Genomic DNA, 21,166 nt, shown 5'->3' with positions numbered 1-21,166 from the left:
TTACATGAAGCAGGATTCCTAAGCTGATCAGTCATAAATTACTAAAACTGATATGACTTTTTTCCTAGTCCAGAAAGAGAATTAGTAGAAAAAACTCTATCGATACTGGTAACAATTTTGTAAGAGTTGAAGAGAATAGACTTCTTGCAAAAGTATGATTAATGGATATTTAGAACCAAGGATAGATACAGATAAATAACTAGCAATTTTGTAGGGTGGGCACTGCCTAGGGTTCGCTCAAAACCTTATTTTTAGGTTATTGGCAGTGCCCACCCTACGGTTACTACGGTTACTGTGGTTTTATGTTCACTCCTGTTGACTTTTGCAAAAAGTTTAAGGTTTCCAACGTTCTTTGTTGGCGCAGTACTTTTCTTAAAATCAGGATAATACCAGTAGTGCTCTTTGTTTGGTTGTTGGTTTTAGACAGTCCTATGGTTCGCCCAAGCTACCAATCGTTTCGTCTGTTGCTTTATCTGGAATGGCTGTTGTTAGGCACATCAGTGTTTATGGAAGTGATGTTTCCGTTCCAGTTGTCTTGGCAGTTGCTGCTGCGAGTTCTGATCATCGCTGCTTTCGGTTTGATGGGCTTAAAACTGCCAACTAAGAAATTGGGAGTAAAATTGGTTTACACTGCTTTAGAATTCGGCTTAATTGTGTTAGCTGCAACTAAAGAAGGCTTATCAACTCGCTCTGTTTTCCTATTGTGTCTAGTGCTGGTGATGCGGAGTTGTTTGGTGTTTAGGCAAAAGGGACAGTTGGTTGTGTTGATTTTAGCTTTCCTGTGCAATGCAACACTGCTTCTTTCAAAACCCATCATTCCTGAGAAATATAAAGTCGCTGTATGGGATTGGCGATTGAGTTCTGTGTTGTTGTATAGCTTGACGCTGGTATTTGCTTTATTATTGATTAATGCCTTGCTGGCAGAGCGACAAAGTCGAGAGCAATTGGAAATCGTCCACAAGGAATTAGAAACGACGCATGAGCAATTGCGACAGTATGCGTTGCGAATTGAAGATCAGGCAACTTTGCAAGAACGTAACCGCATTGCTCGCGAAATTCACGATGGACTTGGACACACCCTAGCTGCTCAAACCATTCAGATGAATAATGCGCTGCTGTTCTGGCAATCCAATAATGCAAAGGCATTAACGTTTCTCAAACAAGCGAAGCAACTAGGGGCTGACGCGTTGGTGGAAATCCGGCGCTCAGTTTCAGTGTTGCGCTCAAACCCGCTACAAGGACTATTACTTGAATCAGCAATTGAAAAACTGCTGAAGGATTTTCAGCACTCCACAGGAATTGAACTGTCTAGCAAAATTTCTTTACCATTATCCTTACCAACAGAAACAAATACAACGGTTTACCGCATTGTGCAAGAATCGCTCACAAATATTTACAAGCATGCACAGGCAACGGCTGTGAATATTCAGTTACAGCATCAAGCTGGGATACTTGATCTTTCCATTGAGGACAATGGTAAAGGGTTTAACCCAACTCAAAATACAACTGGGTTTGGACTACAGGGGATGCGAGAACGAGCAGTGGCGTTAGGCGCTGAGTTTCTTCTCCAGAGCCAACCAGGAAAAGGTTGCCGTGTCTGTGTTTCTATTCCATTATCAAACGTCTTGCTATGATTCGGATCTTGTTAGTCGATGATCAACTTCTCATCCGTCAGGGACTTAAAAGTCTCTTAGAGTGTAATAGTGATATGCAAGTTGTCGGTGAGGCGGAAAATGGACAACGAGCGCTGGAACAAATCTCTATTCTAAAACCGGATATTGTACTAATGGATATCCGGATGCCCGTGATGGATGGAGTTGCGGCGACTGGGGCGATCGCTCAACAATATCCCAACACAAAAGTACTAGTATTAACAACTTTCGATGATGATGGGTACGTCTCGCAAGCGATGCGGGTAGGCGCTAAGGGCTACTTGCTCAAGGACACTGAACCAGATGAACTCGCATTAGCTATTCGTGCAGTCTGCAAAGGACATACTCAACTTGGTCCTGGATTGTTTGAAAAAGCACTCATGTCGGTTCCAGAATCAGCCCCGTCGGTTACACAACCGCCAGAATTGGCGCAACTTACACGCCGAGAGTTGGATGTGTTGCGTTTAATGGCTTCTGGATCGAATAACCGTGAAATTGCGCAGTCGCTTTTCCTCTCAGAGAACACTGTCAAGAACTATGTGACTAATATTCTGAGTCGGTTAAATTTGCGCGATCGCACTCAAGCAGCACTGCTCGCCCATTCTCTGTTTAAGGAGTGATCATGAACTGCGTACACCAAGACAGATGAAAATTTCTCGTTTCTTCTCTGTTTTGAGTTCTGTATTGTGTGTTCTGAGTTCTGTGTTCTATTTTCAAGTCAGCTAGTACTGGCGATAATAATAGCGCGAATTATTCTACAACGTCGTTTAAAAGAATTGACTGAGCATTGAGCAAAATTTAAAGCAATAGTCATAATAGTACTGCCATTTTGGCAGGTTTATTTTTGATAAATCGGATATTAGTAGATTGTGCTAATCGTTATTGATATTTGCACGAGTCATAAATATCTACTGAAGACCACTGAAGTAAAGCTAATACTGAAATAGTGGTTTCAGGAACAATTTTACGCTTTAGGAAATAAGACATGGTACTTTCACTGTCTTCTCATAATGTTATTCATTATCTGCATCAAGCAGGTCTGTGTAGCTCAGAAGAAGGTACAAATTCCTATTCTGAACTCCCGCAAACGAGTCAAAAAAATTTAAATTTACTAGTTACTCTGCCTGGAAATCAGAAGCTACTGGTTAAGCAAGAACGATGTGTTGATAATAACGAAAATCCACATGAGTTTTGGAATGAGTGGTTGTTTCATCAACTACTTCAGCAGTTTCCAGTGTTAGGAAATATTTCTGCTGCGGCATCTTTGGTAGTGCATTTTGAGCAAGAAGAATCTATTCTTGTTCGTCACTACCTCAAGGAGTATTTTGAACTCGCAAGTTTTTATCAAAAAAATTTGCATTTTCCAAAAGCGATCGCAAGCGCTATTGGTACTAGTTTAGGATCACTACATCGTGCCACTTTCAACCGCCCGGAGTATCGTGATTTTATGGCAACTGCTCCTGAAGGACAGTTTCGCTATCAATTTTATAATCCAGCGCAAGGGATAGGGTCAATTGAACCGGAAATTTTTGGCAATGTTCCTACAGAGGCGCTGGAATTCTACACTCTTTATCAACGTTATGAGAGTCTAGAAGCAGCAATTGCAGAATTGGCGTATGAATGGAATCCTTGCTGCTTAACTCATAATGATCTGAAATTGGAAAATGTTTTAGTGCATTCAAGATGGGAGAAGTTAGACAACTGTCTTATACGACTCATTGATTGGGAAGCTTGTTCCTGGGGAGATCCAGCTTTTGATTTGGGAACTTTAGTGGCAAGCTACTTAACGCTTTGGTTAGAAAGCCTAGTCGTAGATCCTACTCTTGAGTTAGAAGAGTCATTACTTCTGGCAGCGATTCCATTGGAAGTTATCCAACCTTCACTACTAACTCTTATTATAGCTTATCTTGATACTTTTCCAGTGATTCTTGAGTATCGTTGTGAATTTGTTCAACGAGTTATCCAATTTGCGGGTTTAGTTCTACTTCATCGAATCAAGGAAAAAATAAACTTTCACAAATACTTTGATAACTCCAGTCTTTGTATGTTCAAATTTGCTCAAAGCTTACTCAGTAGACCACAAGAGTCTGTATTGACTGTTTTTGGGATCACAGAGTCAGAAATCCTAAAGCTGTTTGCAAAATTTGTTCAACTTCATTATCCAAAAAAACAGAAGAATTTGCTTCGTCTTTATTATAACAAAACTCGTCTGCGCGGTTGTTAAAACAGTGAACAGCGAAATCAGTGAACAGTGAACAGTAAACAGAAGAAACATATCCGTATTTCCTGTTGTAACTGATAACTGGTAACTGGTAACTGGTAACTGATAACTGATAACTGGTAACTGATAACTGATAACTGGTAACTGATAATGCTAGAGTCTTCTACCAAACCACTGCTAAATTGTCTATTGGATATTGCTACCAATATCGAAATTCAATCCAACTTTTGCATTCGCCATCCAAAATATCAACCCTTTGCCCTACCATCTAAAATAGCAGAGCGATTTCGACAAAATTCGCCAGCATTACAACACAAGTATCTTGCTCTACTATTGCGGAATTTTGTTCACGGTATTTATTACAATGGTTCTCTGCAAACCACGTTGTCACTCAGTAGTGATGTCGCTCATGATTTGCCACATAAAAACTTAGAAAGCCATTCTATCTTAGAGATGGATTGGCAATTTTACGAGTTACTACATACCAGTAATCATGGAATAGGCTACTTTGATCCTGATTGGCAATTGTTGCGACGGGAACCAGATGGTAGTATTGCAGTGAGCAAAGGTGGTTTGACGTTGTATGTTGAGTACAATCACAATCTAGAACCATCAACGCCAACTGCCAAGGTAGGAGATTTGATAAATATATGGATGCCTAAAAATCGACTACAAAACGGCTTTTACATAGCGCTTAGCAATGTCGGACAGGATTTGCAGACTAACCCGGATACTGATTTGGGGGCAGGGCGAATTTACTTTAATGTTACTCCAATGGGTGCCTTAGCCCTTATGGATAGCCTGACACAACAATTGAACGCTGCTGCAATTCCTTTTTGTTTTCAGGTGTTACACAATCGGGCTGCTTATGGGCGCTATGATTCAGGAGTGCTATCCTTTGAACGTGAAGACTATCCAGCAGTGCGAAAAGTCCTAAGAAGTGTCTATGCAGAACATCAATCTCATTTCCACACAGAAATCCCCTTGTTTACCAAGTTTTTAGCACCTGGGTTGAGTTTAGCTGAAGAACTTAGTCAAAAATTTGCTGCACAGGAAAGTTTTGGGATGAACCGCTGTCAAATCGTAGCGAATGCTTTGTTGGAAGTTTGGCAACAAGATAACGATTCAACTGATCAGCGGATGAAGGCAATTGACTCACATTTTACTCGGCTTGGTATTGATTTACAGCGTCCTTACCTCAATCCTTGCTCTGAGGATATTTATTACCCCTTGAACTGATATAGCAGGGAACAGGGAACACAACGACCACGCTCAGTGCATCGCAGGAAACAGGGAACAGGAAAAGGGGAATAGGCTTCATAATCTCGTGGTGTCCGTATTTTCTCGTTAGTTTATGTCCTAATCTACCTGGCAAATGCTATAAAACAGATGATTGCGGTGTAAAATTGTTTACTGTAGCAGGCTATTTGTTTGCTATATTTTTTTGAACTTTGGTTTGAACTTTGGCTTGAATTATGGCCTTTATATATAACCGCACCATTCGCTTTCAAGACACTGATGCTGCTGGGGTAGTTTACTTTGCTAATCTCTTGAGTATTTGTCATGAGGCTTATGAAGAGTCTCTAGTTATCTCTGGCATTAATCTCAAAGATTTTTTCACGAATCCTTCTGTAGCTTTTCCAATTGTTCATGCTAATGTGGACTTTTTTCGTCCACTATATTGTGGAGACAATTTGGTTATTAGGTTAATGCCTCAACAGCTTAGTGTTGACAAATTTGAAGTGGCTTCTGAGGTGATAGTTGGTGAGGTGATCGCTGGTAAGGCAGTGACTAGGCACGTTTGTATTGAGACAAGTAGCAGAACGAAAACAGAGTTACCAGAAAATATGAAGGAATGGTTGGAGATGAACAAGAGAGGCGCAGAGAGCGCAGAGAGAAGAAAGTCAAGAGAGGTTATTTAAAAAGTCAACACTCAAAAGTTAAAAGAGATTTTGATTTTCCAATTTTTCTGGTAGCATCCCAAATGTTGTACAATGACTAGCGACCTTTCCGGCTCGCACTACTTTCACACGCATTGGGATGCTGCAATTTATCTGTTTAATCAGCGAGGCTAGTTTGAAGAAATTTTGTGGCTATTTGCTGTAGCTCTTGGCGATTGATTTTACCTTGGGAGTTACGAGGTAAGGTTTGTACAGGAATCCAATTTTTAGGAATTTTAAATTTACTGAGTTTATCTTTGAGCAAATTTCTGATTTCTATATCAGAGGTATTTGAGTCTTTGGGAATGTAAATTGCTGTGACTGCTTGTCCCCAGAGTTTATCTGGTATGCCTATGACACAAATATCTACTACCATTTCTGTAGCTCTAATGGTAGATTCAACTTCTATTGGATAGACATTTTCACCGCCTGTAATAATTTTGTCGCTGTTACGTCCGACGATATGTAAATAACCTTTGTTATCTAAGAAACCCAAATCATCCACTTGTAAATAAGCCTGATTCTCCCAAGTGTTAGGATAGTATCCTAGGGCGAGAGCTTGAGAATAGATTGTGATGTTTCCGATTTGATTTGAATTCAATTCCTCGCCTTGCTGATTGCGAATTTTAATAGAGGCATGGGGGAGAATTTGAGTACAGTTCTCTTTACCATTAAGAAATTCATCTGGTTTGAGGGTGGCAATTTGGGAGGCAGTTTCCGTCATACCATAGGTGGGAGATAAGCGAATGTTGTAATATCTTGCTTTTTCAAAAAGTTCATTCCATGCTGCTCCACCTCCCAATAGTACAGTTTGAAATTGAGATAACCACTGAGTTAATTCTGGTTTTTGTAGCAGACGCTGTAACTGTGTTGGTACTAAAGAAATAAAAAAAATGGATGATTCTATACTGTTTACTTGAGGGTATTCGACTTCTTTAAATGACCGAATAACGAGTTTTCCACCAGTCGTAAGGGAGCGCATAAATTGCATTAACCCGCTGACGTGATAGAGCGGTAAGACACAAAAAGAATTAACCTGATTAATCAAAAAATGTTCTGTAAATCCTCGTACGGATGCGATTAAAGTCTGCCAGGTGTGAATGGCAAACTTAATCTTTCCTGATGATCCACCTGTGGGAATCATGATCAGTCCTGAATCAGGAGATGGAATGATAGGATTTTTTAATTTGGAATAGTCTTGTCCCCAATTCCTAGTCCCTAATCCCCAAATTAAATCTGGGTTTACTAAATCAAAAACTTGTTGCCATTCTTGTTTTGTCCAGTCGGGGTTACAAAGAAAAACTGGACAACGAGCGGCACTTGCCGCGAGAAAACCTGCTAAAAACCGCACTGGATCACGTTCAGCTAAAAGAATTTTGATTGGTGTGCCTCGATAGTATGAAAACTGGGTTAATTCTAAATAAAGTTGTTGGGTTAATTGAGCAAATAAATGGCTATCATCACAAATGAGCCAGTCATTGGAGAGAGGCTGACGAGATGCATCTTGCACAAAATTTTCTAAAGTTTTTTCCATAATTCTTCCGGCGTTGTCTCTTGTTGACTAAACCAATGGTTGACACCAAAACCGACTGCTTTATTCTGCTGAGATAATTCGGCTGCGATCTGGAGTGCGGCTTGTCTACCAATTGCAGTTTCAAACACGGATGAAAACACAGCATCGATTTTATGCTGTTGACAAAACTGACGCAGACGGGAAGGCGAACCGACTATCCCAGGCTTAATCACAAAAATTTCTCGCCAACCTTGTTGGAAGCATGTGGTGAGTTGGTTGAGTGTGGCGACAGATTCATCTAAGGCGATCGCCGTCTGGTAACAATGACTCAACTCCAACATCGCCGCAAATTGATCCACAGATAAAGGCTGCTCAATAAATTCAATTCTTTGGAAAATTTCTTCATTTGCCTTGATATTATCGCAATTTCCGAGCCATAACTGAGCTTGTTCATAGCTAAGTCCGCCGTTGGCATCTAATCGTAGTTTTGCAGAAGCTGGTAAAGTTTGACAGAGTAATTTAAAAATTTCTAGTTCCTGACCAATGGCATAGACACCAATTTTCCATTTAAAAGTACGATATCCCTCCTTCCACAGCTTTTGCCAAGCCTCTAGCGCCGCTTCCCCAGCTGGTAGTAAAGCGCTATAGCTTAATGTCTCAATTTTTCTGTGATCTTGTACCAGCCCCAACAACCGCCTGGGGTTTAAAACCTCAGGCTCATAATCCAAGTCATCTAAAGACGACTGGAAAAAGTTTGTTGTCCATTTTAATGGACTTGGGCTATTAGTCCGCAAATTAATTTCCGGGCGGGCGAGGGTGTTAATCGTTTCCCAAGCAGACTCAAATCCAAATTGACACGCGCTTAACTCATCAGAGATAGAGAAAATCGTCTCTTGTGTGATTTCCTCTGGAAGCTGACGGCAAAATTCTAAAGCAAGTTCATGAGTTTCTGAACCAAACCAACTGATGGGTGCAATTTCCCCCCAGCCGATTTTTCCTGTTTGATCGGTGAGACGAAGAATAATTCCTTCGCGGATATCCCAACTACCATGACTTGTCATGAGCGGAGTTGCAAATTTTTGCTGATAAGGACGAAACTCAAATCGATACGCCATTAGAAGCTAGTGCAGGTAAAAAGGTAACTGTTTTGTGTTACTTGTAAAAATACGACCACGAAATATCATTCTTTTGGAAGTTAACTTAAAAAAAATTTACTCTTTCTAGATCCATGACAGTTTCTTCATGTAATGCTGACTTTTTTGTTTATAATAAGGAACTATACCGTTTTCTTTTAGCTGTTCAACAAAACTGTATTAAGAATAATTACACGCAAATTGCAAGTTTGGCGCTAGATATTGACTGGGTTGACCCTTTGGTTGTACTTGATAAATTAGCACAGCCAAATCAAGTTAGTTTTTATTGGGAAAAGAAAGGACAAAAGGAAGCTCTGGCTGCTGTTGATGCTGTCGCGAAAATAGAACTTGCAGGGAAAGACCGTTTTGCAAAATCGGAAGAGTTCATCAAAGAATGTGTTCAAAATATAACTAGCTTTTCTAGAACGAATCAAGCTTTTTTGGGAACTCGATTTTTATGTAGTTTTAGTTTTTTTGATCAAAATACCCAACCAGATTATCCATTTTCTGCTGCTACCGTTTTTCTTCCACGTTGGCAAGTAGCTGTGAAAAATGAGCGCTGCGTGTTGGTTTTTAATACAATTATCAATACTGACACAAATATTCCAAGAATATTGCAAAGTTTATCGCAAAAACTAGAAATTATCAATTCTTTAGAATCCAACTCGCAAACTCTTGATTACTCTTTGCCGAAATTTAGTAATCAATCTATTGCAAATCCTCAAAATTTCAAGTCTTCAGTTTTGTCAGCTTTGGAAAAAATCGAGTCTAAGGATTTAACTAAAGTTGTCTTGGCGGATATCCTAGATGTTAGATCAAATGGTCATTTGAACGTCATAAAATCTCTAAATAATCTGAGACAGTTGCATCCTAACTGTTATGTCTTTTCTCATAGTAATGGCAAAGGACAGAATTTTATCGGGGCAAGTCCGGAACGTTTAATTAACATCCAGGAACAACACCTAATGACTGATGCTTTGGCTGGATCTGCGCCACGGGGTAAAACACCTGGTGAAGATGCTGCTCATGCGAGTCGTTTGCTTAATAGTTATAAAGAAAGACACGAACATTCGTTAGTGATTGATTTTATCACTCAACGTCTTTCTCGACTGGGTTTGCTACCTCAAGTTTTAGCACCCCGCTTGCGACAATTATCTAATATTCAGCACTTGTGGACACCTATCAGCGCGTTAGTTCCAGCTGATGTTCATCCTTTAAAGATAGTTGCTCAATTGCATCCTACACCAGCAGTTGGAGGTACTTCCCAAGAAGTTGCTTATCGTGAAATCCGTCGTTTTGAGCGCTTTGAAAGAGGTTTGTATGCTGCGCCGCTTGGATGGGTAGACTTGGAGGGAAACTGTGAGTTTATTGTTGGAATTCGTTCAGCACTTATAGATGGCGATCGCGCCAGACTCTACGCCGGTGTTGGTATCGTTGCTGGTTCCGATCCCGACAGAGAACTTGCAGAAGTTCAACTCAAACTACAAGCTTTGCTAAAAGCATTAGTTTAAGATTTGGTGCAATGCTTGTAACAATTGTTTTACATTGTAAGGCTTAGACAAAAATATTTCAACATCAAGGTTCTCTATCAATTTATTATTGTCTGTAAGTCCACTTGCAGCCATAATTTTGATGCATGGATTTATTCTTAGTAAAGCACGAATGGTGGTTAAACCATCCATATCTGGCATCATCATATCTACAAATACGACTTTAATGTTTTCTGGATTTTGAGCATATAATGCAAGTGCTTCAATGCCATCACAAGCGGTTAAAATTTTATAGTTGTAGTTCTCCAGCGTGATTTTGGTAATCTCTCGAATTTCAGCTTCATCATCAACTACCAAAATCAATTCTCCATTTCCCATAGGCAATTCAAAAGACTCTTCTGAGAACGTTTGGTTTTCTAAAACTGCTTTTAAGAAGACTTTAAATTGTGTTCCTTTACCAATTTTGCTAGAAACACTGATAAAACCGTTATGGCTTTTTATAATACCAAGTACTGTTGAAAGACCTAATCCTGAACCTTTTCCAACCTCTTTAGTTGTAAAGAAAGGCTCAAAAATTCTATCCAAGACTTCTGGAAGCATACCCATTCCAGTATCCTTAACGGTAATGACAATGTGAGGTCCAACAGTTGCATCAAGATTCATGCGGGCATAGTTTTCGTCAACAAAGAAATTTTCGCCATAAATACTCAAAACTCCACCTTTTGGCATCGCATCGCGAGCGTTAATAACTAGATTCATCAGTACCTGATGCAGTTGTGTTGCATCTCCAGAAATAGTCCAAAGATTTGGTGCGATATCAGTACAAAATTCTATAGATTTAGGAAATGTCTGCTTAGCAAACTGCTCAATTTCCGATATCAAATGCTTGATTTGTAAAATTGTGCGCTTACCTTCGACACCGCGTGCAAACGATAGCACTTGCTTAACCATAGCTGCACCACGTTGAGCGTTCGTTTCTAATGTCTGGAGGAGCTGCTGGTTCCGCTCATCGGAAATTCTCATGCGCAAAAGCTGAGCGGACATCAGCATGGGAGCTAGTGTATTATTAAGATCGTGAGCAATACCGCTCGCAAGCGTACCGAGACTTTCCAGTCGTTGAGCACGAAGAAACTGTGTCTGAAGTCTTTTCTTTTCTGTAATGTCAGTTTTTACGCTCAAAATTGATTTTGGGTTTCCGTGTTCATCACGCACGAGTGTCCAGCGAGTTTCAACAATGAGTTCCTTGCCATCTTTTCGGATCTGGCTCAATTCACCATACCACTCGCCTGTCAAGTTAACTTGAGACAAAGCCTCTTTTAGTTGGGACGAAATTTTTTTATACAAAATATCATTAGCATTTTTACCCAAAACATCTTTTGCTTTCCAACCGTAAAGTCGTTCAGCACTTTTGTTCCAAAAGACTATTTTGTTTTCTAAATTTCTGACTATAATGGCATCTGTCGCAACATCAAGCCAAGCCGCTTGTTCGCGGATTTTGTGTTCCGCTTCTTTACGCTGAGTGATGTCTATTCCTACACCAACCATACGTACTGGTTTCCCAGTTTGATCATAGTAGACTTGCCCTTTATCTCCTATCCAACGCAACGCACGATCAAGTGATACGAATCGAAATTCAACTTCATGCTCTTTCTTATTTTCAATAGCATCTGTTATGGCAGCAACGACGCGATCGCGATCTTCAAAATAAACAGCATCGAGAAAAGCTTCAAATGTATGCTCATTTAAACCTAACGAAAGACCACACAGGGGTAGCATTGAGTTATCATACACAATATTATTGGTCAAAATGTTCCAGTCCCAAATCACCATGTGAGCTGCGTCTAGAGTTAACCTCAATCGTGCTTCGCTGTCTTGCAATGCTTCAAGCATCTGCTTTTGCTCTGTGATATCGATGCTGGAACCAATGTAACCAGCAAAACTACCGTCTGAATGAAACCTTGGGGTACCTGTATTTAAGAACCAACGATACTCACCATCAAAACGCCTGAAGCGATGTTCCATAGTGAAGCTTCGGCGAGCATCAAATGCGGTTGTGTAAATCTCTAAGCAAAGTTGTAAATCGTCGGGATGGAGAAGTTCTGCCCAACCGTAACCTAGTTCTTGTTCCAGTGTGCGTCCAGTAAATTCCAACCAAACCCTATTAAAATAATTACAAAGCTTGTCAGTGCCAACCATCCATATCATCACAGGGGCTATGTCTGCCATCGTGCGAAATCGTTCTTCGCTTTCTTGAAGCGCTATAATCGCCTTTTTAGGTTCGCTCAGTTCGGTTTGTAGCTGTAATAAGAGGGTGGATTGGTGAATGGCGATCGCCAATTGATCAGCCACAGCACAAGTTAATTCCACTTCTTCCTGCTGCCAAGATAAAGAGTGATTATTTCTGATTAGGCTAACACTACCCCAAATAGTAGAGCCAAAGTGCACCGGTACCAGCAACCATGCTCCCCGATAAGTTTCGGCCAAGCTGCGGTTGACTTGATCTGAACAAGTACTGGCATCCTCAATTATAACAACTTCTAATCGCTTGAGTTGGGCGGCAACTTCATTATCAGCATCGGGAATTTCCACCCCCAAAGCACTTGGTAAATCTGGAGTTCGACGATAATCACCAACATTCAGCCATAGTTGCTGTTCAGGTATGTATTGCACAATTTCAACTCGATCAGCGCTCACAAGCTGAGTAATCTCATAAGCCGCTGTGGAAAAAATTCTTTCTAACTCCAGAGAATTACGAATACTTTGAATCACTCGATTCAGAGCTTGCTCTTTTTGAACTTGGCGTCGAGAACATTCGCGTTGTTGTTGCAGCTCTTCTTGAGCCTGCTGTTGTTGAACTGCTACTTGTTCTAATTGAGAAAGCTTTTGGCGCAGTGCACTTAACTCTTCAATCAACTCCTCTATTGTCTTTTCCTCGTCTTTCATTGGCTTGAGTACAACAAGCTTTGCTTAAACCAGTGGATAATAATATTTTGTAATATATTTTATGGTTTGTCAGTTTTTATCAAAAAGAACTCAGAACTCAGAACTCAGGAATCAGAATAACAAAGAAAGACAAGCGCATAAATTGTAGAGTTCACCGAACGGAAGTCTTTGGGTTTAAAACCCCACCGTCTATACGGGAGCCAGTACTGCGGGCTGTGCACTGAGCGTGGTCGAAGTGAGGGCTTTAATGAGCTTTGTCGAAGGGTAACCCTGGTGCAGGATAAGAGCGTTGTATTCAATTGGTTGGGTGCTGCACCGATCCAATCATATTGCTGGGTTCTGCGTTCTGACCTATGTGTTCTTCTTCAACGCTGACAAGTTTTTAATCAAACAGAATTCAGGAGTCAGGAGCCAGAATTTTATTTTATAAAAAGTAATTCTTATGCTCAACTTGGCAAAAATGATTCTGTCTGACAAATCAAAGTATTTTCACTCTCATCCATCAAATCTTCTATATTTTTAATTAACGTCTGACAAATATCATCTAAGGGCAAATCATATAAATCGAACCCGAAAGGATCTTCTAATTGATTACCTATCTCTTCGATTCCAAGTAAAGTAAAACTTATTAACGCTACACTCGGCACAGTCCACCACTCTAAAGTACTAACTAAATGCAAAGGTAATACAAGAAAGTACATCAATAATAATCGCTTCAAATAAATAGCATAAATTAAGGGCATTGGTGTTTTTAAAATACGCTCACTCCCTATTAATGACTCTACCATGTTGTTCAATAAACTATTCATAAACACCAATTCTTCCATGCTCAAGCAATCGTTAATTTGTTGCTGTTTGAGATATTCTCCAATCCAAACAGCAATCTTCAAGGGAGGATTTTGCACATCCTTTAATTGTAAATCTTGCGATTCTGTCAGAAAAAGTTTCAGTTCCTTTCTTTCTGGTAACTGGCGTAAATGCAATTTAGTCGCAATTGCAAAAGCACTTAATAACCGTAGACAGGCAACTTTTTTCTCTTTGTCTATAAGTTCCTTTTCTAAAATTGATAGCTGAATATTCCTGGCTAAATTTAGAGAATTAACGACTATCCCACCCCAAGTTTTTCGACCTTCCCAATAACGTTCGTAGGCAGTGTTAGTACGAAAAACTAGCAATAACCCTAACACAAGATTAAAAGCGACATTGGTTGTAATATCTCCAACTTGCTCTGGTAGAGAAAACGCGTAAGAGTGGATTATGGATATAACCACTCCAAATCCACTAAATAAAAGAATGCGAGGTAATATAACAGGAAAGACTGAGCCTCGCACTCGTAAAGCAATTTGAAACCAATGTAATTTTTCCCAAACCATGTGTATTCGCTAGTCAGTTTCACACAAAACACTCAGAGAACAGTGCATTTTAGTGTCTACAGAGCATTTCTTCATACCAAATCTTTAAAAGTAAAGGGCTTGGCATTTGCACCTGTGTAAGTAGCCACAATATGACCATTGCCAATCATCTGATATTTGTATGTTACCAAACCTTCTAAACCAACAGGACCACGAGGAGGCATTTGTTGAGTACTAATCCCGACTTCTGCACCGAAACCATAGCGGAAGCCATCAGCAAATCGGGTAGAACAGTTGTGGTAAACTCCGGCTGCATTCACCAGTGCCAAGAAAGTTTGGGCAGCCTCTGCATCTTCAGTCACAATAGCATCAGTGTGCTTGGAACCATAGTTGTTAATGTGGGCGATCGCATCCTCCAACGAATCCACAACTTGAATCGACAAAATCAAATCAGAGTATTCTGTCTCCCAGTCTTCTTCTGTTGCGGTTGCAATCTTTGGCACAATTTCGCGAGTACGTTCATCCCCTCTCAATTCCACATTGAGTTTTCCCAAAACCTCAGCAATTTTTGGTAAAAACTTTGCAGCAATACTCGCATGAACTAGCAAAGTTTCAATCGCATTACAAGCTGCAGGATAGTTTGTTTTGGCATCAACTGTAATTGCGATCGCTTTTTCTAAATCTGCAGCTTTATCTATATATAGATGACAAATTCCGTCAGCATGACCTAATACAGGTATACGAGTATTTTCCTGCACAAATCTCACAAAAGAATTAGAACCTCTAGGAATAATTAAATCCACATATTTATCTAATTTTAGAAGTTCCAAAATTTCTTCTCTTGTTGTTAACAACTGCACGGCATCTGGATGAACAGCAGTTTGAGAAAGTCCTTGTTTAATCGCCTTGACAATTGCTTCACAAGAACGAGTCGCTTCTTTCCCACCTTTAAGAATCACACCATTTCCCGACTTGATAGCAAGAGTCACGATTTGAATTGCTGCTTCCGGACGTGCTTCAAAAATGACACCCAACACACCCAAAGGACAAGTGACTCGCTTCAAGATTAAGCCTTGATCCAGTTCACGGTGAATCTGCACTTCCCCAACTGGATCATTGAGTTTGCCAACATCTCTTACACCAGCGATCGCATCTCTTAACTTATACTCATCTAACTGCAAACGCTTATAAAGAGGCTTAGCAATTCCATCTGTAGTCGCTCTTTCACAATCAGCAACATTTGCTTGTAAAATTTCATCTTTGGCAGATTCTAAAGCTTGAGCGATCGCCTCAATAGCTTGATTTCTCGCCTCAGTTGAGAGAACAGCTAGCTTGAGTGCAGCAAGTCTTGTTTTTTTAGCCGCTGCAATGATATTTGATGAATTCTCAACAGAAATAGTCATACTAAAAAACAACGTTGAAATTATCTGTATTTCTCTATATTTATCTGCGGTTCCAAATACGCTGAAACCAGATTTTTACTCTTCCTGCGCAAGTTGGACTTTCGCCTTTTGCCACAACGTTTCTAATTCCTCTAAACTATAATCAGTAAGAGGACGCTCAGCAAACACCTCCATTTTTTGCAAACGCTGAATAAACCGCTGATTTGTTCCCTGCAAAGCAGCTTCCGGATCAAGATTACACCAACGAGCAACCTGCAGAAGAGAAAACATCAAATCACCCAACTCAGCTTGTTGTCGTTCTGGTGTTTCCTCAGCTAACGCCTGCTTAAATTCCGTCAATTCCTCATTAAACTTGTCCCACACCCCATCAATATTTTCCCATTCAAATCCAACAGCAGCCGCCTTTTGCGAAATCTTCATCGTCGCCATCAACGGCGGAAGCTTTTTTGTATAACGACTGAGTTTATAACTCAGTTTTTGAGTATCAGCAAAAGCTTCTCCTTTCTCCGCAGCTTTAATTTCTTCCCAATTTCGCCGCACATCATCAACACTTTCCACCGACACATCACCAAAAACATGAGGATGACGGCGAATCAACTTTTGTGAAATCCCTTCGGCGACTTCCTTCAAAGAAAATTGTTCATATTCGCTGGCGATTTGTGCTTGCAGCACAACTTGTAAGAGTAAATCACCTAATTCTTCCGCGATCGCATCTTGATCCCCACTCTTAATCGCATCTACAACTTCGTAAGCTTCTTCTATCACGTATGGTGTCAGCGTTTGAGGAGTTTGCTCCAAATCCCACGGACAACCCCCATCAGGAGAACGTAACTTTGCCACCACATCAATTAATTTTTGCAACGCCACCAAAGTCTCAGCGTTCGTCTCGGTTTGATTAGTTTCCATAATTAATAAAAGCTCTGCGTCCTCTGCGTCCTCTGCGGTTGTAAATCTTATTCTTTTTTATACTTTTCGCCCACGTTGATTTAACCCCTCCCCTTAATCCCCTCCCCTTACCAAGGGGAGGGGAGGTTTTGGCGTCAGACAAAACCGGGGTGGGGTAAAGTGAAAATTGTGGGCAAGCATAAAAACATGATGTAACGTAATGACAAGGTTTTCAGCTTAAGTTGACACGTAGGCTCCGACATTTACCGTTCCACAATTTATTTATGACTTTGTGCGGCGGCTATTTTTTGGTTTGACTTTACTCCTATTACCACGACTCGTCACTTTACGTTTCTTCATTTTCGCACGCGGCAGCAATCCGCGAACTCCCTGCTTTTGAAAACGCTTATAAGCTGAACCTCCCCAGTCACTAAGATAATGGCTCATCGCACCAACTTCCAGCCCGACAAATAAAGCAAGAAATTCCATACTGTAGTGAGCGAGCGTGAATTTTACAGTTTCCCCTGTCATCTGCCAATTGAACTGCATATTCCACAGCTTTTCGACAATCAACAAAGTGAAAATTGCCACTATTGCTCCCAAACAGCCCAGATAAACGACACGCAGCGTTGTACCGATAATTGGTCCGTGAGATAACAAAGAACGATGGCGTAAACTTTTTTGATAAGGTAACCAAATAAAGCGTAAAAAACCCCAGCGTTGGAACTGGCGAGAGTAAATATCCAAGTCAGGACCGAACATCAGCCCTCCGAACAGAAACCCGCCAGTAACCAACAAAGTCAAGTTACCGCTGTTGGTTAGCCAAAAAGCAACACCAGTCACAAACGGCAAAGCCCAGAGAGTAATGCGATCATGAGTCCGACCAGAGGGCATAAACAATTCAAAGTTCAAAATTCAAAAATCAAAAAGATCCAAGCCATTGCTAACCAGTATCTTGCTGTCCGAGTCGCAATTCAATCCAACAGATGCAGAATAAGGTAAAAATTTTTTTAGAAGACTATCGCTTTTTCAAAATGTGTGTGTTAATATAGTTTTTGTGTGCAACAGCGGGCAGTTAGCTCAGTTGGTAGAGCGCCTGCCTTACAAGCAGGATGTCACTGGTTCGAGTCCAGTACCGCCCATTTTTAAAAGTTAAGTAAGGTCAGTAGATTTCTGTGCTGTCTAATTTGTAGTTACCAATTGCTCATTTGGGGCGATGCCTGCGGCTGGGTACCCAATGTATTCATCAACAATTAAAGAATAATCTTCAAAGCTTCAGCAGCTACATTTTCTTGTTGAAAATGTATTCATCAACACTTAAAGAATAATCTTCAAAGCTTCAGCAGCTACATTTTCTTGTTGAATGTAGATGTAGGGTGATGATACCTGGTTGTTGGGAACGCATCACCTGTTATGAAAATTTATACTTCAGAAGAAGAATATATAAATTTATTAGAGCAAGTGCTGGAAGTAACAGCAGATAGTAGAGGTAACCCGCAGGTAGTTTACCCCTTGCTGGAAAATAATAGAGACAAACTCGACGATGTGTTAGAAAAAACATTGCGTCGTTGGGCGACGAATAGACTGAGGGAAGCCCAAGCAGATGTGGCGAAATCCATCGCTGGAGATATAGTAAATTTTAGCAATCTAATTCAGCAATTCCCTTTGGGTGACAAAGCCAGCAACATGGAAATTGCCATCACTGGCTATGAAGTCGCGCTGACAGTCCACACCCAGCAAGCTTTCCCCGAAGATTGGGCAACGACGCAAAATAATCTTGGTCTTGCTTACAGTAACAGAATAAGAGGGGAGCGGGCACAGAATTTAGAGCAGGCGATCGCAGCTTACCAAGATGCTCTGTCAGTTTATACTTTTGAGGCTTTTCCCTATGAATGGGCAAGGACGCAAAATAATCTCGCTAATGCTTATAGTCAAAGAATAAGAGGGGAGCAGGCACAGAATTTAGAGCAGGCGATCACAGCTTACCAACAATCTCTAAATGTTTATACTTTTGACGCTTTTCCCTATGAATGGGCAACGACGCAAAATAATCTCGCTATTGCTTACAGTTACACAATTATAGGTGAGGGGGCACAGAATTTAGAACAGGCGATCACAGCTTACCAAGATGCTCTAAAAGTTTATACTTTTGACGCTTTTCCCCAAAACCATGCAGGATCTTTGTTCGGACTGGGAATTGCTTACCAAAACACAAACGATTTTACCTTAGCTTACAATACCTTTAAATCTGCCATTGCCACAGTAGAATCTTTACGGGAGGAAATCGTTTCTTCTGAGGAAAGTAAACGCAAGCAAGCAGAAGAATGGAACAAACTTTATAGCCGCATGGTAGAAGTTTGCTTGGAATTAGATAAGATTACCGAAGCAATTGAATATGTTGAGCGTAGCAAAACCCGCTATTTAGTTGAACAGATTCTCATCCGTGACCGGAAAACAATCTTTCCCGCAGATGTTGTTACTCAACTAGAAAGATACAGGGATGAAATAGCTACAGGACAAGATCAAATCCAAAATGGCAAAGCTGAAAATCCAAAAGTCCTAGCACAACGTCTCCAACAGTTGCGACAGCAGCGTAATGAATTGCAAAACCGCTACTTACCCGTTGGTTATGGTTTCAAATTTGACTCATTCCAGGCTCGTTTCGATGAGTGTACAGCCATGATCGAGTGGTTTATTCTCGATGAAAAAATTCTAGCGTTTATTATCAAACCTACAGGAGAGGTGACTGTTTGGCAATCCCAACCAGAAGACCTGCAAGCCTTGATTGATTGGGTAAATCAATATTTGCAGAACTACGGGCAAAAAGACCAGTGGCAGAATAGCTTAGGGGAAGAACTCAAAAAATTAGCTTCCATTCTGCACATTGATGGAATATTAACCCAGATACCAAACCACTGCGATAAACTCATCCTAATTCCCCATAGATTCTTGCATTTATTCCCCCTTCATGCACTCCCTGTAAATCAACATTCTGAAAATTCACGTTGTCTTGTGGATTTATTTCCTCGTGGTGTAAGTTATGCACCTAGTTGTCAAATACTGCAACAGGTACAAAAGCGCGATCGCCCCAATTTTCAATCCCTGTTTGCGATTCAAAACCCAACGGAAGACCTGAATTACACCGATTTAGAAGTACAAGTTATTCAAAGCTACTTTAATACTTCCAACGTTCTGAAAAAAACAGCAGCGACACTCACAGCAATTAATAATTCTGACTTAAATACTTACCACTGCGCCCACTTTAGCTGTCACGGGTATTTTAACTTAACAAATCCCGGTAAATCAGCCCTAATTTTGGCAAATGCATCCGTCGCTGACGCACTTCCCAAACTGAATGCAGAAAGTTATCTGAGTTTAGGATTGGGTAAAACTTATGATTTAGAGGAATGCCTTACCTTAGATAAAATCTTCGGTCTCAAATTAGAAAAATGTCGCCTCGTCACCCTTTCCGCGTGCGAAACTGGATTGATTGATTTTAACAATATCAGTGACGAGTACATTGGTTTACCTAGCGGTTTTCTGTTAGCAGGTAGTCCTAGTGTTGTCAGTTCTCTGTGGAAAGTGAATGACCTTTCTACCAGCTTTTTAATGATTAAATTCTATGAAAACTTATTCAAACTTGATAACCTGGAAGCAGGAAATGTTGCCATAGCCCTTAAGCAAGCTCAAACATGGCTGCGAAATCTGACTATTGAGGAATTAAAGAGATTTAAAGAGGAACACAAACCTGAAATTAAAAAAGTCCTTGCTCAACTAAGAAAAGGACAACGAAAAATAGTTAAGGAATCTTGGAAACGAATCAAGGAACGTCAACCCCTACCTTTTGCAAATCCCTACTACTGGGCTGGTTTTACAGCTTCTGGACGTTAAGCACCAGATCCCGGTACATTACAAAACCTTTTCGCACCCAGTTTAAACACGCATATACTAAGTGCAGTCGCAGTACCGAGAGGAATGCCTGCACTAGCTGCCAATGGTTCTATTACTGGAGCAATTAATCCAGATTCCAAAAATTGTCTGACTTCCTCTTGACAGATGAATTGGCGGCATTTTTCCAGCAAATCATTTAACGATCTATCTGCTTCCTGTGCAGTTTCCCGCATAACCAGCAGTGGAACGGCATCGTCTAAATAGCCTTCACACTCTTCTATGGTATCCAAAGCTACTAAAGCCTGGGGATTATCCGCCAATTGGCTGCGAAACTGACTAATTTCTTCTGGTGTAACGGTAATCATTTAATAGTTTTAACCAGTAAATAAATATCCGAACTCTTCAGCAATTATAGATCTAATGCTTAATCTAGAAATGTGGCGATGGCGATGCGGAAGCCGCCACCTCCGGTGATCGCACTCATACCAAATCCGGATCTAATACCCCCTTTATTATTTAGTCCGCGTAGGCGGTGAGACAGCGCTGCAGGAGGGTTTCCCTCCGTAGGCGACTGCGAACCCGAAGGGACTTTGTTTGTGTAGCCGCGATTTCTAATCGCTTGGGTTAAAAGGGGGTTATAAAAGCCGATTTAGTATCACACGACATCAACAGTAGGAATAAGTAGTCGAACAGAATTAATTACACAATGTCATTGCGAGTGGAACGAAGTGGAGCGAAGCAAT

At 40.6% G+C, this 21,166-nt stretch carries 15 protein-coding genes and 1 tRNA gene; 8 read left to right on the top strand and 8 right to left on the bottom strand.

The window, feature by feature from the left end; translation table 11 throughout:
* The first annotated feature begins 395 nt into the window (after positions 1-395).
* The 5 genes from DP114_RS27875 (at position 396) to DP114_RS27855 (ending at position 5,795) form a co-directional block, all read left to right on the top strand.
* Positions 396-1,634, top strand: coding sequence for a sensor histidine kinase (locus DP114_RS27875; RefSeq protein ID WP_246162839.1), 1,239 nt, complete (start codon positions 396-398; stop codon positions 1,632-1,634).
* A complete protein-coding gene (locus tag DP114_RS27870; RefSeq protein ID WP_171977664.1) occupies positions 1,631-2,272 on the top strand; it encodes a response regulator transcription factor in 642 nt (213 codons plus the stop codon). Before DP114_RS27875 ends, DP114_RS27870 begins: the two co-directional genes overlap by 4 nt.
* A 365-nt stretch (positions 2,273-2,637) precedes the next feature.
* Positions 2,638-3,876, top strand: a complete 1,239-nt coding sequence (locus DP114_RS27865; RefSeq protein WP_169266713.1) for a phosphotransferase family protein — start codon at positions 2,638-2,640, stop codon at positions 3,874-3,876.
* Positions 3,877-4,023: 147 nt separating this feature from the next.
* Positions 4,024-5,112 carry a T3SS effector HopA1 family protein gene (locus DP114_RS27860; protein WP_169266714.1) on the top strand — a complete coding sequence of 363 codons (1,089 nt, stop codon included), beginning with the start codon at positions 4,024-4,026 and terminating at the stop codon, positions 5,110-5,112.
* A gap of 236 nt (positions 5,113-5,348) precedes the next feature.
* On the top strand, positions 5,349-5,795 hold the full coding sequence (locus DP114_RS27855) for an acyl-CoA thioesterase (protein ID WP_169266715.1): 447 nt from the start codon (positions 5,349-5,351) through the stop codon (positions 5,793-5,795).
* Between the two features lie 136 nt (positions 5,796-5,931).
* Here the strand turns inward: DP114_RS27855 and DP114_RS27850 are convergent, their stop codons facing one another.
* Both DP114_RS27850 and DP114_RS27845 read right to left on the bottom strand, forming a co-directional pair.
* Positions 5,932-7,347, bottom strand: coding sequence for a 2-succinylbenzoate--CoA ligase (locus DP114_RS27850; protein WP_171977663.1), 1,416 nt, complete (start codon positions 7,345-7,347; stop codon positions 5,932-5,934).
* Positions 7,332-8,441: an o-succinylbenzoate synthase gene (locus DP114_RS27845; protein ID WP_171977662.1), complete on the bottom strand. Its 1,110-nt coding sequence runs from the start codon at positions 8,439-8,441 to the stop codon at positions 7,332-7,334. The genes DP114_RS27850 and DP114_RS27845 overlap by 16 nt, the downstream gene beginning before the upstream one ends.
* A 113-nt stretch (positions 8,442-8,554) precedes the next feature.
* Between DP114_RS27845 and DP114_RS27840 the strand changes: the two genes are divergently transcribed.
* Positions 8,555-9,970, top strand: coding sequence for an isochorismate synthase (locus DP114_RS27840; RefSeq protein WP_169266717.1), 1,416 nt, complete (start codon positions 8,555-8,557; stop codon positions 9,968-9,970).
* On the opposite strand, the gene DP114_RS27835 is transcribed toward DP114_RS27840, so the two are convergent.
* From DP114_RS27835 to DP114_RS27815, 5 genes are all read right to left on the bottom strand, one after another.
* Positions 9,962-12,892 carry a hybrid sensor histidine kinase/response regulator gene (locus DP114_RS27835; RefSeq protein ID WP_171977661.1) on the bottom strand — a complete coding sequence of 977 codons (2,931 nt, stop codon included), beginning with the start codon at positions 12,890-12,892 and terminating at the stop codon, positions 9,962-9,964. The genes DP114_RS27840 and DP114_RS27835 overlap by 9 nt on opposite strands.
* A 446-nt stretch (positions 12,893-13,338) precedes the next feature.
* A complete protein-coding gene (locus DP114_RS27830) occupies positions 13,339-14,265 on the bottom strand; it encodes a bestrophin family protein (RefSeq protein ID WP_169268654.1) in 927 nt (308 codons plus the stop codon).
* Between the two features lie 71 nt (positions 14,266-14,336).
* Positions 14,337-15,647, bottom strand: a complete 1,311-nt coding sequence (locus tag DP114_RS27825) for a glutamate-5-semialdehyde dehydrogenase (RefSeq protein ID WP_171977660.1) — start codon at positions 15,645-15,647, stop codon at positions 14,337-14,339.
* Between the two features lie 75 nt (positions 15,648-15,722).
* Positions 15,723-16,553: a nucleoside triphosphate pyrophosphohydrolase gene (mazG, locus tag DP114_RS27820; protein ID WP_171977659.1), complete on the bottom strand. Its 831-nt coding sequence runs from the start codon at positions 16,551-16,553 to the stop codon at positions 15,723-15,725.
* Positions 16,554-16,814: 261 nt separating this feature from the next.
* Entirely contained in the window at positions 16,815-17,426 is a 612-nt protein-coding gene (locus DP114_RS27815) for a metal-binding protein (protein ID WP_171978321.1), read from the bottom strand.
* A gap of 175 nt (positions 17,427-17,601) precedes the next feature.
* Here DP114_RS27815 and DP114_RS27810 point away from each other — a divergent pair.
* Together DP114_RS27810 and DP114_RS27805 are read left to right on the top strand one after the other, a co-directional pair.
* Positions 17,602-17,674, top strand: a tRNA-Val gene (locus DP114_RS27810).
* Positions 17,675-17,945: 271 nt separating this feature from the next.
* Positions 17,946-20,423: a CHAT domain-containing protein gene (locus DP114_RS27805; protein ID WP_172195306.1), complete on the top strand. Its 2,478-nt coding sequence runs from the start codon at positions 17,946-17,948 to the stop codon at positions 20,421-20,423.
* Here the strand turns inward: DP114_RS27805 and DP114_RS27800 are convergent.
* A complete protein-coding gene (locus tag DP114_RS27800; protein WP_169268650.1) occupies positions 20,420-20,788 on the bottom strand; it encodes a hypothetical protein in 369 nt (122 codons plus the stop codon). The two genes, DP114_RS27805 and DP114_RS27800, sit on opposite strands and share 4 nt — an antisense overlap.
* Positions 20,789-21,166: the final 378 nt, after the last annotated feature.

It is taken from the genome of Brasilonema sennae CENA114, from assembly GCF_006968745.1.
In the GTDB taxonomy this organism is placed as follows: Bacteria; Cyanobacteriota; Cyanobacteriia; order Cyanobacteriales; family Nostocaceae; genus Brasilonema; species Brasilonema sennae.
Note: the sequence above shows the minus strand (reverse complement) of the source record. Positions and strands in the feature narration are given on the sequence as shown.